The organism is Crenobacter oryzisoli, from assembly GCF_030385785.1.
GTDB classification, from domain to species: Bacteria; Pseudomonadota; Gammaproteobacteria; order Burkholderiales; family Chromobacteriaceae; genus Crenobacter_A; species Crenobacter_A oryzisoli.
The window spans coordinates 16,242-31,718 of the sequence record NZ_JAUEDK010000026.1; the positions used below are offsets into that span (position 1 = coordinate 16,242).

Genomic DNA, 15,477 nt, shown 5'->3' on the forward strand with positions numbered 1-15,477 from the left:
GGCTTCATTGTGTTGATCTTATCGCGAGGCGACGAAGCGAGCGGCTTCGCGGCCATGTCGATTGTAGCGGTTCTGATCGAGGTCAGGCGGCCATCCAGCCTTCCAGCCAGCGCAGGCCGAAGGCACCCGGCGCTAGGATGCCGGTGGCCCAGGCGATGCCCGAGGCGACGTTTACCAGCTGGAAGGTGAATGCAGGCATTTCACAGATGCCGGCCACCAGCGGTACCGATGCGCGCAACGGGCCGAAGAATCGCCCGGCGAACACCCCGGCGGCGCCCCAGCGCTCGAAGAGGCGGTGGCCGCGCGGCAGCAGGTCGGGGTGCTTCGACAGCGGCCACATATGCGCGACACGGTGTTCCAGTTTCAACCCTATCCAATAGGACAGCCAGTCACCAAGGATGGCGCCGACCGCGGCGGCGGACCAGATCGGCCAGAATGCGATGCCGCTTTTTCCGATCAACACGCCCACGCCGAGCAGGATGGCGGTGGCGGGCAGCAGTAGCGACAGGAACGCGAGCGACTCGCCAAAGGCCAGCACCAGCACAATAGGGGCGGCCCAAGCTTCGTGCTCGCGGACGAAGTCCAGTGTTTGGGTAGTCAGTTCGTGCAGCGTCACGGCGATCCTTTGCGGGCATCAGAACCTGTCATGAGCCTGGTGCGGGGCCGCCAAGCGAACCCGGGTGAGCAAGACCGCTCGCCGTCAACGTAGCTGGGATCGGGCCATGACAGGTACTAGTGTCGCGGCAGCATTTCAGCAAGGCAAGGCCGGTGCGGCCTCAGAGCCTGTTTACGATCTGCTGTACTCGGGTGATCCTGCGTTGAAATGTCGTTCAACATGCTCATGTACTCCTTGTACATTCCGCATTTTCACGCAATTTCGCCTTGGCTGACCCTTCGTTCGCGAGATCGTAAATAGGTTCTCAGACCAGTGCCCGGGCGAGCCGTTCGGTCAATCTTTGCGCCGACAGCGGGCCACCAAAGGTCCAGGTGTCCGGCGCGAGCCGCACCAGCCGGCCCTGCGCCAGGGCCGGCACCTTGGGCCATAGGGTGCCACGGGTGAAATCGGCGCGTGGGTCGACGACGGTCGCAAGATCGGCCGGCTGGTTCAGCAGATCCTCGACACCGACGGTCAGGATGCCTTGTGCCGCGTCGTCTTCGGGCCAGGCGTTGACCATGCCGAGCGCGCGGATCACGCCGCCGGGCAGGCTGTTTGCGGCGAACGCCCAGCAGGATGGCGAGCCGGCCAGGCCTTGCAGCAACCCCAGGCGCCGCCCGGCGCGCTGTCTTAGCTGCGCCCGGCCGTTGGCGAGTGTTGCGTCGAGTCGGGCCAGCACCCGCCGCGCCTCGCCCTCCCGGCCGGTCCAGCCGGCCACCCTAGCGAAGTCGTCGCGCATGATAGCGAGGCCGTCGCCGCGCTGCTGGCTGACGAGCAGCCGGGTCGGCGCGATCTTCTCTAGCAGCGGCATGAGCGGCGCGTGGCGGAAGTCGACGCCGAGGATCAGGTCAGGCTTGAGTGCGACGATCGCCTCGAACGATGGCTGCTGGCGGGTACCGACCGAGGCGACGTGGCCGAGTTGCTCCTTGCCGAGGCCGACCCAGCGCTTGTAGCCCTTCAGATCGGCCGCGCCGACGGGCGTGACGCCGAGCGCCAGCAGCATCTCGACCAGGCTGTATTCGAGCGCAACGACGCGCAGCGGGCGGGCGGCGGCGAGGGCGGGGCCGGCGACGAAGAGGGCGGTGAGGCCGGCGATGAAGCGGCGCCGGTCAGGCCTTGGCGGCGCGCCAGCGGTCGAGCAGGGCATACAGTTCTTCCTCGGGTTTATTGGGTAGCAGCGGGCAGGTGGCGCAGCATACTTCGCCCGGCAGTTCGTAGCGCAGGCAGCACAGACGTCGCAGCCGTACCGGCGACGAAACCTGCGGCAGGAACGAGTCGACGTAGTGCACCGGTTGCCACAGCGGGTTGGCCGCACCGTCGGCGAGGCGGCGCGATCCGAGCAGCCAGTCGGCGTGGGCCTGTGCCTCCGGGTGGCCCTCGTCGGCAAAATGCCGCAGCAGGTGCTCGATCAGATTGCCGGCGCTGTTCCACAGCACGCGGCGACTGAGCTTGCCGTGCTCGGCCAGACGGTCGATCAGCGGCGCCAAGTGCTGCCACAGCAGCGGCTGGTAGCGTTCGGCCAAGGAGTCGTGCGGTGCGGGCGTACCCAGGTGGTCGAGCTCTAGCTCGCCGGGCAGACCGTGCTCGTCGAACCGCAGGCCGACACGCTCGAGCGCCAGTGGCAGCCGCAGCCCCAGCAGCGCCGCGGCGATCGCCGGGGGCAGCAGCAGGCGGAAATAGTGTTTGGCCCATTGCGACACCTGTGCGCGGCGCGGGGCGCCGGCGTAATCGCGTGCGAGGGCCAGCAGCGCGTCGGGCAGGTGCGACCCGTCGGCGAGCGTTGCTAGCGGCAGTGCGTCGGGGCGGTGGCCGGCGTACAGCTGCGCGCGGCACGGCGCCAGTTCGCCGGTGAGCAGCGTGTGCAGGCTCATGGGCGCTGCCTGCGTTGTCGCGCCAGCAGGATCAACAGATACGGCGCGCCGAGCACGGCGGTCATCAGGCCGAGCGGGATGTCGAGCGGGGCGAGCAGGCTGCGGCCGAGTAGGTCGGCGACGCCGGTCAGCACCGCGCCGACCAGCATCGCGCAGCCGAGCCTCCAGCGCGGGTTCTGGCCGACCAGCAGGCCGGCCAGGTGTGGTGCGGCGAGGCCGACGAAGCCGACCGGGCCGACCGCAGCCACCGCCAGCGCCGCGGCCAACGCCGCGAGCGACAGAGCGAAGAGGCGCAGTCGCGCCACCGGCACGCCCAGCGCATTGGCCTGTTCGTCGCCGAAGGCGAGAAAGCCCAGCGCGCGTGCCAGCCACAGGCCCGGCAGTGCCAGCAGCAGCCAGGGCAGCAGCGCCAAGGCGCTGTCGAGGCCACGGCCGTAGCTGCTGCCGGCGAGCCACACCACCGCCTGCGCCGCCTGGACCTTGGCCGACACGATCAGCAGTGCCGCCAGCGCGCCGAGCAGCGCCGACAGCGCGATGCCGGTCAGGGCGAGCCGCACCGGCTCGTAGTCGTGGCGGCGGTTCACCGCCAGCGCGACCGCCAGCACCAGCGCGGCGCCGACGAGAGCGGCCAGCCATTGGGCCGGCAGCGGCGCGGGGGGCCACGCCAGCACCAAGGCCAGCATGGCGAGTCCTGCCCCCTGCGAGACGCCCATCAGCTCCGGGCCGGCCAGCGGGTTGCGCACCACCTGTTGCAAGAGACCGCCTGATAGAGCTAGCAGTGCACCGGCCGTCAGCGCCAGCACGAGGCGCGGCAGGTGTAGCTCGACGAGTAGCGCGCCGCTGCTCGGGATCTGCGCGAGCCAGTCGGACAGCGCATAGTCAGGCAACGGCAGGCTGCCGTAGAAGAGGCCGGCCACCAGCAGCACGGGGATCAGCGTGGCGAGTGGCAGCACCGGCCAGCGGCGGGACGGCACGGCCGTGCCGAGCGTGTCGGCGCTTGGCGGCACCAGCCGGCTCAGGCGCTGGATCAGCCAGATCAGCAGCGGCGTGCCGACCAGCGCGGTCGCGACGCCGAGCGGCAGGCCGCCACTGCCGCCGATGCGCTGCACCGCCGCGTCGGCCAAGGCGAGCAGCAAGGCGCCGGCGAGTGCCGACGCCGGCACCAGGCGGCGCGGGTGCCAATGGCCGGCGAGGCGCGCCAGGTTCGGCGCGATCAGGCCGACGAAGGCGATCGGTCCGGCCAGGCTGACGGCGACGGCGGCGAGCAGCGTGGCGATCAGCAGCACGCGACGGCGCAGCGCGGCTACCCTCAGGCCCAGCGTCGCGGCCGCCTCGTCGCCGAGACCGAGCACCGCCAGCGGCTGGCGCAGCCAGAGGGCGCCAGCGGTGGCGAGCACGAACCACGGCAGCGTCTGAGCGACGCCGCCCCAGCCGTTCTGAAATAGGCTGCCGGCGCTCCACAGCGCGAGGCCGGCGATGTGCTGCTCGTTGAGGATCAATAGCAGCGACGCAAGCGCGGCCAGCAGCAGGCTGGTGGCGGTGCCGGCCAGGATCAGCCGCAGCGGCGTGGCGCGCCAGCCGCCGGCGACCGCGAAGGTGAGCAGCGCGGCGACAAGGCCGCCGGCGAACACCGCCGGTACGCCGACGAACTTCAGCGACGCGGGCAGGAGCAGGCTGACCATCAGGCCGATCTGCGCGCCGGAGGTGACGCCGAGCACGTTCGGCGCGGCGAGCGGGTTGCGGGTGGACAGCTGCAACAGGGCGCCGGCAAGGCCCAGCGCCGCGCCGGCGATCAGCGTCGCGGTCAGGCGCGGCAGCTTCAGCTCGAGCAAGACCGCGTGCGCGAGGTTCGGGTCGGCGAGGTGGCCGGGCCACATGTTGGCTGAAAGCAGCGCCACGGCCAGCAAGAGAGCCAGCGGCACAAGCCGGCGCGGCGCGGCCGGCGCGACGCTCAGGCGGACTGCAACCATGCGGCCTCCTGCAACTGGCCGTGGTAGCGGGGCAGGCACACCGGCGGTTGGCTGTCGGGCAGCCGCCACATCTCGACGTCGAACACGTCCTTCAACAGCGCCGGGGCCATGATCTCGTGCGGGGTGCCGCGCGCGCGCAGGCTGCCGGCCTTCATCAGCAGCAGTTCGTCGCTGAACGCGGCGGCCTGGTTCAGGTCGTGCAGCACCCAGATCACCGTCAGGCCGTGCTCCTCGTTGAGGCGGCGCACGGTGGCGAGCACGTCGATCTGGTGGTGGACGTCGAGGTAGGTGGTCGGCTCGTCGAGCAGCAACACCTCGCCGCCCTGCGCCAGCGCCATCGCGAGCCAGGCGCGCTGGCGCTGGCCGCCGGACAGTGTGCCGATGTCGCGCTCTGCCAATGTTTCGAGCCTGGTCAGCGCGATCGCGCGGTCGATCGCGAGCTGGTCCTTGCGGTCCAGATGGTGACTGAACCCGGTGTGGGCGAAGCGGCCGCAGGCGACCAGCTCCGCCACCGTCAGGCCCGGCGGGGTGGTGTGGCTCTGCGCCAGCATCGCCAGCCGTTTGGCGCGCTCGCGCGGCGCCATTGTCGCGAGCGGCCGGCCGGCCAGCGTCACGCTGCCGGCGGCCGGTGAAATCAGGCCGGCCAGCGAGCGCAGCAGTGTGCTCTTGCCGCAACCGTTCGGGCCGCACAGGGCGTAGACGCGGCCGGCGTCGAAGCCAACCGACAGCGAATCGAGGATGGTGCTGCCGCCGAGCACGACGCGCAGCGCATCGGCCTCGAGCAGCGGGAAGTGGTGTGTGCTCATCGAAAACAAGGGGCCACCGGTTGCCCGGCGGCCCGTCAGGCGAGGATATGTCATCATTCCAGTGAAAACGAGAATGATTATCTATTAATTTATGCCGCCTTTGCGGTCGGCGCGGTCGGCTGCTCGGGGGCGGTCCAATGGAGCGGGGCGGCCGCATCGCTGTCGTTGTAATGACGGCGGCCGAGCAGGCTGTTGGCGATCACCGCGCTGCGCCACGCGGCGAGCGACAGCTGCGGGTCGGCGATGCCGTGGCTGAGCCGGCCGGCGTTCTGGAAGAACAGCCGCTGCTCGGCCGGGCCGTCCCAGTCGGCCGAAAAGTCCTCCCGCAGCGCGAGGCGGCCGTTGCGGGCGCGACGGATGCGCTCGGACAGCGGCGCGAGGCAAGACGGCAGCACGCTGCGGTAGCCGGTGGCGAAGATCACCAGGTCGGCGCTCAGCTCTTCGTCCTCGCCGTTGAAGCCGTTGTGCATCGACAGGCGCAGCGCCTTGCCGTCGCGGCGCATCGCGCATACCTCGCGGAACGGCAGCAGGCTCGGGCGGCTCTGGCCCGGGTCGAGGAAGTCGGCGACGTACAACGCCTGCGTCAGCTCGCGCAGCGTGTCGGGCGAGATGCCGTCGCTGGCGAGCTTCTGGCGCTCGACGATCGCCGGCTTGCGCTCCTCGGGAAGGCGGTGGAAGGCGCTCACGTAGTCCGGCGTGAAGAACTCGTTGGTGAACGGGCTTTCGTCCAGCGGCTCCAGTGTCGGGCGGCGGCTGACCAGCGTCAGCGACGCGAGCTCGCCGCGCGCGCCGTTCATCAGGTCGAGTACGATCTCGGTGCCGCTCTGGCCGCCGCCGATCACGACGACGTTCTTGCCCGTCAGGTTCAGCGGCGTGGTCATGTACTGGCTGGCGTGCAGCGCCTGCTCGCCCAGGTGCGGCGCTCCCCAGTCCGGCACGTGCGGTACCGAGCCGGTTGCGACGACGAGCTGTTCGGCCTCGATCTGGCGGTCGGAGAAGCTCAGGACGAAGCAATCGCCGTTGTGGCGCACGTCACGGATCTCGCTGCCGAAGTGCAGATTGGGCAGCTGCTGGGCGACCCAGCGTAGGTAGTCGGCGAACTCGCGGCGCTCGATACGCGGGAATTCGGCGTTGATGAAGCGATAGAAGCGCTGCTTGGCGACCAGGTAGGCGAGGAAGGAGTAGGGGCTCGTCGGGTCGGCCGAGGTGACCAGGTCCTTCAGGAATGAGGTTTGCAACCGGGTGCCCGGCAGCATCATGCCCGGGTGCCAGTCGAACGCCGGGCGACGTTCGAAGAAGCCGGTCTTCAGCTCGGAGAGCGGAGCGAGCAGCGCGGCGACGCTCAGGTTGAACGGGCCGACGCCGATGCCGGCAACATCCAGACGGATAGTCATGGGGGGATCCTTTAGAAGCGGTGCGCGTCGTGCGCGGCCAGCGGGTTGGTCAGGGTCGGGCCGAGGGCGTGGATGGGCCGCTCGGCGCTGTCGCCGTAGCCGGCGACGAAACGGGCGCGGTTCAGCGACAGCCGGGGCATCTCGGCGGTGAACGGGTCGAACAGCACGAAGCGTTCGGCCAGCTCGGGGTGGGCGGTCTGGTAGGCGCGCAACCGGGCTGACAGCAGCCGGTAGAACGCAGGCTCGGCGATCACGTCCGCATCGGCCAGCGCGCTCGCCATAAAGCGGAACACGCTGCCGAACAGCGCGGTCCACAGGTTGTGGATCAGGTAGTGCGGCGGCATCGTCGGCAGCGCGGCCTTCACCATGGCGGGCAGGCCGGAAAGCTCGGGCAGCGCGGCGTCGGCGACGAACAGGTCGCCCTGGAAATCCTTCAGCGCCACGCCGACCGGCACGTTGCCGTCGAGGATCAGCGTCAGGTTCTGGCCGTGCGCGATAAAGCCCAGGCCGTAGCGGCACTGCAGGTGGTAGAGCGGTACCACGCAGCGCTCGAACAGCCGGCTCAGCCATGCCTCGGGCGCGAGGCCCGAGCGGCGTATCAGCTCGGCGGCGAGCGGGCGGCCTTGGTCGTCGCACTGCTGCAGCACTGCGAACATCAGCGCCGTCTCGCCGTCGTCGAGTAGCGACGCGGGGCTGATCCGCCACACCGCGCCCAAGAGCTCATTCAGGTGGTATGGCGCGCCATCGAGCCGGCTGTAGAACGGGTGCGGCACATGGCCGCCGGCCAGCTCCTCGAGCACCAGCACCCGGCCTTCGGTCAACGTTGGGTCGCTGGCGACCGTGTCGCTCAGCCAGCGCGACAGCGCCGGGCCGATCGCCAGGTAACGGCCGGGCAGGCCGCGATAGCTTGAGGTATTGAGCACGGTCAGCGGCAGCTTCAGGTGTAGCGCGTCTGGGCGGACGTGGTTGGACAGCGTGCGTAGCGACGGTTGCGGTACGTAGCGATCGCCGAACTCGCCTAGGTGAATCAGCTCGCCGCTGGCGAGCAAGCCGGCGAATTGGCTCGCGATATGCGTCTGCCACTGCCAGGGGTGGACCGGTAGCAGCCAGTGGCTGGTGCGGCTTGCGCCGTGCTCGGCCAACGTCGACAGCAGCCGAGTCTGTTCGGCGCCGTCGCATGAAGCGGCGAGCAGCTGCTGCTCAGAGAGTCCCTCGGCGAGGTGGAACGGCGCTAGATCGCGCGACACCGCCAGCCAGTGCAGCGCGAACGGGCGGGCGCTCTCGGTGCCGTAGGCGTGGTGCTCGGCCAGCCCCCAGCCGACTCGGCCCTTGCTCGGCACGGCTTTGGGATGGCCGTCGAGCAGGCTGTTGAGCCGGTCGGCCGGCAGTGCCAGTAGGTCGGTGGCGGTGAGGCCGCGTCGCGCGGTGAGCAGCTGCAGGTCGACGAGCAGCGTCTGCTGCATTTCGCTCGCGTACTGCGCCAGTGTCAGCGCCGGGGTCGGCAGATCGGGCGTCAGGTCGGCCAGCGCCTGCAGCGCGTCCCAGGCCGGCTCTTGTACACCGTCGGCGTCGCGGTACAGCGTGTCGGGGCGGATCACCGGCATGCCCCAGGCGTTGACGCGGCCGTACCAGCCGTAGTGTACGGCGCCCGCGCGGGCGCGGAACTGACCCGGCATGGTCTCGACCGGCTCGATCAGCCCCTCGTACGCGAACTCGGACAGCAGCTTGGTCAGCAAGCGGCGGTTGGCCAGGCGCCACAATGCAGGGTCGGCCTGCGCGGTGAGGGCGTGATGCGCGTGGTTCATCGCCGCCTCACAGTCCGAACTGGTCGAAGAACACGTCGCGCTCCATCACCACCAGCGCGGCGCGCTTGTGCGGGAAGTCGAACTCCTTGCGCTTGACGAAGCCATGGTCCTGCAGGTGCTCGATGAAGCGGCTGTTGTCGACGCGCGGCTCGCCGACGAAGCGGTGGCAGCGCGGCTCGTCGATGAACAGGTAGTGGGCGATCGCGCGCAGCCACAGCGGGAAGCGGCGCGGGCCGCGGAAGCGGCTGTCGCCTACCAGCACGTGGCAGCCGCGGTCGTAGTCGTCGGCGTCGTAGAACGGCGAGATGCGGTCTTCCTTCGCCCAGTACGTCTCGAAGTAGCCGAACGGCACATCGTCGAAGCAGCCGATCAGCGGGTGGCTGTGCTGGTCGGCCAGCCGTTTTTGCAGGTACTCGGCATGCGACTCGCGGGTGCCGGCCATCTCCCAGAAGTGGTCGACCCGCTGCTGGTTCATCCATTGGTGGAACACCTCGAGGTCGCGCTCGGGGTCGAGGGTGCGGAACGACAGCGTCTCGCCGATCTCGGGCAGGAAGCGCCGGTAGACGTCGCCCTGAGGCTTGGGCGGGCGCAGCGGGTGCTGATGGTGGTTGGTCACGGTGAAACGCGACGGGAACAGACCCGACGCCGGCGCGGTGAGCCACGGCCCCGGCAGCTGCCAGAACGCGCTGCGCCAAGCGATGGCGCGGCCGGCTTCCTGTATCTGCACTAGGCCGAGCCGGTGCGCGGCGGCGGCGAACTCCGGCACTGCGCCAAGCTTAAGCGTGACTCGGCGGGTGTCGCGGTCGCTGCGGAAGGTCTCGGCGAGCAGCGCGTACAGCGCGGCCGGCGGCAGCGCGGCGTCGACGCCGCCTTCGAGCGTCAGGGTGAGCTCGCACTCGGCATGGTTGACGGTGAAGCGGGCGGCGCTGCGCCCGTCCAGCAGCAGGGTCAGCGTGTCGGCCTCGGCGAGGCAGGCAGCGCTCTGGCCGCCGGGCAGGGTGATCGGGGGCAGGGTGGTCATGGACGGCTCTCGGAGTCGGTGCAGTGGTAAATCGGGTTGGCCAGCGGCACGTAGGAGCGGAACGAGCCGTCCGGCTCGGTGGTCTCGTTGACGTTGCGCAGGCAGATCATGAAGTTGCCCTTGGCTTCGATCTCGGGCGAGGTGAGCAGGTAGTCGACGAAGGCGGTGTCGGCCAAGCCCTCGGCCTTCAGCGCCAGCAGGAAGCGGCGCATCAGGCGGGCGAGCCGCACCTCGTCGGCAACGCCGGCGGCACCGAGCACGCTGATCACGTTGAACACGTTGTTGACGATCAGGTAGTAGCCGCACAGGCAGTTGGTCTCGGCCTGGCTGAACTGCAGCTCGAGCGCGGCCTCGATGCCCGGCACGTGCGGCTTCAGGCGTTCGATGGTCGCAGTGCTAAACGTGGTGCCCTGGCAGTCGCGGAAGTACACGCGCGACGGGTAGCCGCCGGCGAGACCCAGCACCATGTTTTGCTGGTGGGCGCTGAACAGGAAACCGAAGTCGGACATCGCGATCAGGAAGGGGCGTAGCGCCACATCGAGGAAGCTGCCGAACCAGCGCTCGGCAACGATGGCCGCCGGCTCACCGGATTGTTCGGCCAACGTCGTCACCAGTTTGCCGAGCATGCCCGGCGTACCGTCCGGGCCATCCTGGCACAGTGTCGCCATCACGTAGGTAGTGTCGCGCTCTGCGAATGGGTTGTCGCGCAGCAACACGAAACTTTCGGCCAAGGGGCTGCCGTCCAGGTTCGCCAGCGCGAACGCGGCGCGTTCGTGCATGATCGCGAGCGTTGGGCAGCGCTCGGCAAGCTCGCGGCCAAGCGGGCTCATGAACGCACCGTGCACCAGCGCGCCGCGTGCCACTTCGGCCGGCTGCAGCACGCGCTTGGAGTTGGTCAGCCGCACGCTCAGCGAATGCTTGAGCATGTAGCGCTGGCCCGGTGCGTACAGCGTGCGCAGCGACGAGGTCGGGTACCAGTCGACGCCCTGCGCGCCGAGCTCCTTCAGCCTACCGGCGCGAATCCAGTGCTCGTAGCTCGGATGGTGCTTCAGCACACGTGCCTGCCACGGGTGCACCGGCAACAGCAGCCAGTCGTCCGGCAGCTGATTCTGCGCGACGATGCGCGAAAGCGCCGGGTCGTCGGTGATCAGGCCGGCCAGCCGCGCCGACGCGGGTAGGCCGTCGCAGTCGACGCTCCACAGCGCTTCCGGGGCCAGTGCCAACCATTCCAGCGCGAAGCGCGACGCGAATTCCGGGCTGTACGCGCGCACGTCGTCGGCTGAAAACTCGTCGCGGCTCTTCGGCGTGGGATGGACCGCGTGGCCGTATACCAGGCCCTGCTCGGCGGCCAGGTAGCCAGCCTCCGGCCACGACAGCGCGGAAAGCTCAGTGAGTCGCGCCGCCTCGGCGGCGGCAAGGTTCAGCGCGCTGTCGGCCACCCTCTTGATGAACAGCCAGGCGAGTTGCGGCGTAGCGTTGCGGCCGGCGATCGCCGGTTCGGTGGCGATCAGCGCGACCAGTTCGGCGAGGCTGCCCGGCTGCCAGGCTCCGTTGTCGCGAGCGAGCCAGAGCGGCAGGGCAAAGGCATGACGCCCGGCCAGCGACCAGTGCGCCAGCGGTAGCCACACCGACAGCGCATGGCCGGGCAGCGGCAGCAGCACGCCGCCGTCGACGCCGGCCTGCGCGGTGCTGATGCCGGCCGGCAGTTGTTCGCGGCGATGGTGGGTCCAGTGCGGCCACTCGCGCAGCAGCGCGTTGACGAAGGCGTTGGTCGAGGCCAGTTCGCCGGGCGTCCGCCCGGATCCTGGGGGAGTGAGGTGCAGCGACATGATGGGGTGTCCATCGGTGGTGGTTGGTGTTTTTCATGCTAAACACAAACAAGAATCGTTTGCAATAGCGCAAATGCAAGATAAAATGGCGGCTCTGAATTTGATGTCGTAGCTTCCGATGCCCACCCCACCTGTTGCGTCCCGTTCCTTCGTCTTCACTCTGGCTGCCGGCTGCGCCGTGATGGGCCTGGGCCAAGCCGCGCTGTTCACCTTCCAGCCGCTGCTGATCGCCGCTACCGGCCTGACTCTTGCGCGCGTCAACAGCGCGTTCGCGATCGGTAGTGCACTGTTCCTGCTCGGCGCGCCGCTGTGGGCACTGGTCGGCGATCGCATAGGCCGCCGGCCGGTGCTGGTGATCGCCTTGCTCGGCTTTGCGGTCAGCCACGTTGCGCTGTTGCTGCTGACTTTGGTGGCGCAGCGCGGCTGGCTCAGTGCCGACGCGATCTGGTGGTGGCTGGCGGCGAGCCGGGTGGCTTACGGCTTGACAGTGTCGGGGCTGGTGTCGTCCAGCCAAGCCTGGGTCGGGGCGACGGTTGCCATCGGCGAGCGCCTCGGCGCGCTGTCGCGGCTGTCGGCGGGGCTGACCGTCGGCCGGCTGATCGGGCCGGTATTGGCATCGACGACGCTGGCGCTCGATCCCCTGGGGCCGCTGTGGCTGGTGGCGCTGGTCGCCTGGCCTGCGTTGGTGGCCACCGCAAAATTGGTCGAACCGTCAGCACATCCATCGCACGCGGTATCGCGGCTGTTGCCGCAGCGGGGCCTGTTCGGGCTGCTGTGGCGTTTCTGGCCGCTGGCGTTCGCCACGCAATGCGCGCTGGGACTGGTGCAGTACGTGGCGGGGGTGTGGCTGGCGGCGCGCTTCGGCTGGAGCCCGACCCGTGCCGCGGCGACGCTCGGCGGCATGCTGACCGCCGCCGGCGTGGGGGCGCTCCTAGTGCAGCTGTGGCTGGTGCCGCGCTTGTCGCCGCGCTGGGTGCCGGCAGCCGGCGTTCTGCTCGTCGCCTCGATTGCGTTGATGCCGCTGTGGCACCACCCGGCGGCGCCGTGGCTCGGCTTCGTCGGCATGTCGCTCGCGCTGGCGGTGATGGTGCCGGCGTACAGCCACCAGGCGGCGAAGGTGGTACCGCCGGCGCAGCAGGGCCGCGTCAGCGGCTCGATCGCTGCCGCGCACACCGTCGGCTACACGGTCAGCGCGGCACTGGCCGGCTGGCTGTTCGAGCTGGGGCCGGACTGGCCGTTGTGGCTGGCGGTGGCGAGTGCCGTCGTCGCCGCTTGCCAGCTGTTGCTACTCGGCCGCCGGCCGCAGGCAGCCTTCGTCACCGCAAGCTGAGCGAATCGCCCGTCGCTGCACAGCTCGGCCAACCTCGTGTTGGGGGCCGGCAAGCGAAGAGTGTGTTGCTCTTGCGGTCATAACCTGCCGCCGATCGGCTGGTTGGCAAAAACCACGGGGGGCGGGAAGCGGCGCTGGGCGCTCTGCGTTACCATGGGCGACCTGCGGCCCGGCCGAAACCCGACTTGGCCGCGATCCCGCCGGCCACCCGCCGAGCGGATCCCGCTTACCGTTATCTATGGAGAGTCGCTATGTCCCCGCTAGTACTGCGTCAACGTTGCCACACCGTTGTTCCGGGCCACCGCCCGCATAGCGCTGCCGAGGACTTCGCCGCGATGGCGGCATGGTGCGAGGTCAACGGTGTCCAGCACGACCAGTATGGCGAGGGGGCTCTCGTCAACAGCTTCGAACGCAAGATCGCCGAACTGCTCGGTTTCGAGGCCGGCGTGTTCATGGTCAGCGGCACGATGGCGCAGACCATCGCGCTGCGCCTGGCTTGCGAGGAGCGCGGCAGCCGGCTGGCGGCGATGCACCCGTCGGCGCACATCGTGCTGCACGAGCGCAGTAACTACCAGTTGCTCGACCATTTCGACACGCTGCCGCTGGGCCGGCCGCACCGTGCGTGGACGGTCGACGACCTGAAGGCCTGGCCGGAAAAGCTCGGCGCTGCGCTGTACGAGCTGCCGATGCGCGAGATCGGCGGCGTGCTGCCGGCGTGGAACGACCTGAAGGCGATCAAGGAATACTGCAGCACCGAGCGCATCCACCTGCATCTGGACGGCGCGCGGCTGTGGGAGGCCGCCACCGGCTACGGGCGTGGGCTCGACGAGGTGTGTGCCGGCTTTGATTCGGCGTATGTGTCGTTCTACAAGGGTATTGGCGGCATGGGCGGCGCGATGCTGCTCGGCAGCGCTGATTTCATTGCGCGCGCATCGAACTGGGCGAAGCGGCTGGGTGGCAACGTCTGGCAGCGCTCTCCGTACGTGGTCGCCGCGGCGCGGCAGTTCGACGAGCGCCTCGCCGCGATGCCGCGCTACGTCGAACGCGCGCGGCAGGTCGCCAGAATTGTCGGCGAGTTCCCCGAGCTGACCCTGAACCCGTCCACCCCTCAGTGCAATCTGTTCCACGTTCACCTGAAGGTCAGCGAGCAGACGGCTACTGCCGCGCGGGATAGGCTCGCGCAAGACTACGGCGTGTGGCTGTTCGGTGCCGCGCAGCCGGGCATGCTGGCCGAGTCGAGCTATTTCGAATGGTACGTCGGTGACAACCTACTTGCGCTGTCCGACGGCAAGCTGCGCGAAATCCTGATGATGTTCGTCGCCGAGTTGGCGCGCGGCTGAATCCGGCGCTGACAAAAAAGCCCGCATACCTAAGTGCGGGCTTTTTTATTGCTGACTGAAGCCAAGGGCTCAGGCAGTTTCAGGAATCCCATCCCAACGCCGTATGATCGCAACGACTGCTGCCAGCATGGAGATAATCGATGCAACCATCAGCGCCAGCGAATAGCCTCCCGTCAGAGCCGTCCTCGCGTCCGTATCCAGCATGGACAGTGATGTCGAATGGTACGACGCCAGCCCGACGAACGCTGCGATGCCGATCACTGCGCCGAACTGCTGGGCGGTATTCAGCAGACCGGAAGTCAGGCCCTCTCGACCCTGCACCGAGTGCGTGCCGGCCAGGATGCCGGTCGTGATAGACACGATGGGCAGCCCGACGCCGACGATGAGAGTCGGCCCCAGTACATCGCCAATGAAGCTGCCTTGTGCGCCCAGCGCCGACAGCCAGCCAAGCCCGATGCCCACGATGATGAAGCCCGACGTCATGGCGCAGCGCAGCCCAAGCCAGGCGATGAGGCGCGGAACCTGCGAGGCAGTCGCGATGACCACCGCACAAAGCGGGAGCAGCGCCAGACCCGATTCGAACGGCCCGAACCCCAGCACTTGTTGCAAATAAAGATTGACGATGAAAAACATCGGAAACAACACGATTTGCCCCAGGCAGGCAAGGAGGTTGGCCTTCATGAGACCGGCATTGCGCCATACGTCCGGTGGTATCAGCGGCGCGGGGCCGCGCTGTTGCCAAATGGCGAACGCGATCAGCAAGCCGACCGCCAAGGCCAAGGCGGCGAGGTTCGCCAGCTTGACAGTACTGCTCAGCGAGAGCAGGCCAAACGCCAACAGCACTTGCCCGCCCATCAACAGCAAGGCCCCCGGAAGGTCTATGGGGGAGTGAACCCTACGGTCGGGAATGCCGGCCAATACCCGGTGTGCCAGCGCCAGCAGCACGAGGGCAGCGATTACACTGACCCAGAAGGTGGAGCGCCATCCCCACGACTGGGTCAGCAAGCCGCCCAGCACCGTTCCAGCCGCTCCACCGGCACCCGCCATCGCCGCGAGCAGCCCCAGAGCGCGTTGGCGGGCCTCCCCGTCGAACACGGTCAGTACGAGCGCGAAACTGGCCGCTGCCGCCAACGCCGCGCCGACACCCTGCAGCGCCCGCCCGGCCACGAGCGATACTGGACCGGCTGCGACGGCGGCGAGGGCGGAGCCTAGCGCCAGCGTGATCAGCCCGAGGCGGAAAACCCGTCTCCTGCCGAGGATGTCGGCCACTCGGCCACTTAGCAGCAGCACCCCGCCAAACGCGATCAGATAGGCATTCGCGATCCAGGACTGGCCGGTGGAGTCAAACCCCAACTCTTGCGTGACTGACGGCACCACTACGTTGATGATGGAAGTGTCCACCAACAGCAGAAACTGCGTGCCTGCCAGTAGCCAGCGAATTCGTCCGAGATTCATT

At 68.8% G+C, this 15,477-nt stretch carries 12 protein-coding genes; 2 read left to right on the top strand and 10 right to left on the bottom strand.

Features of this window, described 5'->3' with window-relative positions:
• Positions 1-82: 82 nt before the first annotated feature.
• The 9 genes from QU481_RS14500 to QU481_RS14540 all read right to left on the bottom strand — a co-directional run bounded on the left by QU481_RS14500 (position 83) and on the right by QU481_RS14540 (position 11,351).
• Entirely contained in the window at positions 83-616 is a 534-nt protein-coding gene (locus QU481_RS14500) for a DedA family protein (RefSeq protein WP_289830750.1), read from the bottom strand.
• Between the two features lie 304 nt (positions 617-920).
• Positions 921-1,802 carry an ABC transporter substrate-binding protein gene (locus tag QU481_RS14505; protein WP_289830752.1) on the bottom strand — a complete coding sequence of 294 codons (882 nt, stop codon included), beginning with the start codon at positions 1,800-1,802 and terminating at the stop codon, positions 921-923.
• Positions 1,765-2,526, bottom strand: a complete 762-nt coding sequence (fhuF, locus tag QU481_RS14510; protein WP_289830753.1) for a siderophore-iron reductase FhuF — start codon at positions 2,524-2,526, stop codon at positions 1,765-1,767. The genes QU481_RS14505 and fhuF overlap by 38 nt, the downstream gene beginning before the upstream one ends.
• Entirely contained in the window at positions 2,523-4,496 is a 1,974-nt protein-coding gene (locus QU481_RS14515; RefSeq protein ID WP_289830754.1) for an iron ABC transporter permease, read from the bottom strand. Before QU481_RS14515 ends, fhuF begins: the two co-directional genes overlap by 4 nt.
• Positions 4,478-5,302 carry an ABC transporter ATP-binding protein gene (locus QU481_RS14520; protein WP_289830755.1) on the bottom strand — a complete coding sequence of 275 codons (825 nt, stop codon included), beginning with the start codon at positions 5,300-5,302 and terminating at the stop codon, positions 4,478-4,480. The genes QU481_RS14515 and QU481_RS14520 overlap by 19 nt, the downstream gene beginning before the upstream one ends.
• A gap of 89 nt (positions 5,303-5,391) precedes the next feature.
• Positions 5,392-6,696, bottom strand: coding sequence for a lysine N(6)-hydroxylase/L-ornithine N(5)-oxygenase family protein (locus QU481_RS14525; RefSeq protein ID WP_289830756.1), 1,305 nt, complete (start codon positions 6,694-6,696; stop codon positions 5,392-5,394).
• Positions 6,697-6,707: 11 nt separating this feature from the next.
• Positions 6,708-8,501 (bottom strand): IucA/IucC family protein, encoded by a 1,794-nt coding sequence (locus QU481_RS14530; protein WP_289830757.1) that lies wholly within the window; start codon positions 8,499-8,501, stop codon positions 6,708-6,710.
• Between the two features lie 7 nt (positions 8,502-8,508).
• A complete protein-coding gene (locus QU481_RS14535; RefSeq protein WP_289830758.1) occupies positions 8,509-9,522 on the bottom strand; it encodes a GNAT family N-acetyltransferase in 1,014 nt (337 codons plus the stop codon).
• The gene (locus QU481_RS14540; protein WP_289830759.1) at positions 9,519-11,351 is read right to left on the bottom strand and encodes an IucA/IucC family protein; all 1,833 of its coding nucleotides are present in this window, start codon (positions 11,349-11,351) and stop codon (positions 9,519-9,521) included. Before QU481_RS14540 ends, QU481_RS14535 begins: the two co-directional genes overlap by 4 nt.
• A gap of 118 nt (positions 11,352-11,469) precedes the next feature.
• Here QU481_RS14540 and QU481_RS14545 point away from each other — a divergent pair, with 118 nt between their 5' ends.
• Complete coding sequence (locus QU481_RS14545) at positions 11,470-12,681, top strand: MFS transporter (RefSeq protein WP_289830760.1); 1,212 nt, start codon at positions 11,470-11,472, stop codon at positions 12,679-12,681.
• Positions 12,682-12,932: 251 nt separating this feature from the next.
• The gene (locus tag QU481_RS14550) at positions 12,933-14,021 is read left to right on the top strand and encodes a threonine aldolase family protein (RefSeq protein WP_289830761.1); all 1,089 of its coding nucleotides are present in this window, start codon (positions 12,933-12,935) and stop codon (positions 14,019-14,021) included.
• Between the two features lie 69 nt (positions 14,022-14,090).
• Here QU481_RS14550 and QU481_RS14555 read toward each other — a convergent pair whose 3' ends face one another.
• Entirely contained in the window at positions 14,091-15,476 is a 1,386-nt protein-coding gene (locus tag QU481_RS14555) for an MFS transporter (RefSeq protein ID WP_289830762.1), read from the bottom strand.
• Position 15,477: the final 1 nt, after the last annotated feature.

Coding starts and splice junctions, on each gene's coding strand:
- QU481_RS14505 (WP_289830752.1), bottom strand. CDS start 1,802: ATGCCCTGCTCGACCGCTGGCGCGCCGCCAAGGCCTGACCGGCGCCGC.
- fhuF (WP_289830753.1), bottom strand. CDS start 2,526: ATGAGCCTGCACACGCTGCTCACCGGCGAACTGGCGCCGTGCCGCGCG.
- QU481_RS14515 (WP_289830754.1), bottom strand. CDS start 4,496: ATGGTTGCAGTCCGCCTGAGCGTCGCGCCGGCCGCGCCGCGCCGGCTT.
- QU481_RS14520 (WP_289830755.1), bottom strand. CDS start 5,302: ATGAGCACACACCACTTCCCGCTGCTCGAGGCCGATGCGCTGCGCGTC.
- QU481_RS14525 (WP_289830756.1), bottom strand. CDS start 6,696: ATGACTATCCGTCTGGATGTTGCCGGCATCGGCGTCGGCCCGTTCAAC.
- QU481_RS14530 (WP_289830757.1), bottom strand. CDS start 8,501: ATGAACCACGCGCATCACGCCCTCACCGCGCAGGCCGACCCTGCATTG.
- QU481_RS14535 (WP_289830758.1), bottom strand. CDS start 9,522: ATGACCACCCTGCCCCCGATCACCCTGCCCGGCGGCCAGAGCGCTGCC.
- QU481_RS14540 (WP_289830759.1), bottom strand. CDS start 11,351: ATGTCGCTGCACCTCACTCCCCCAGGATCCGGGCGGACGCCCGGCGAA.
- QU481_RS14545 (WP_289830760.1), top strand. CDS start 11,470: ATGCCCACCCCACCTGTTGCGTCCCGTTCCTTCGTCTTCACTCTGGCT.
- QU481_RS14550 (WP_289830761.1), top strand. CDS start 12,933: ATGTCCCCGCTAGTACTGCGTCAACGTTGCCACACCGTTGTTCCGGGC.
- QU481_RS14555 (WP_289830762.1), bottom strand. CDS start 15,476: ATGAATCTCGGACGAATTCGCTGGCTACTGGCAGGCACGCAGTTTCTG.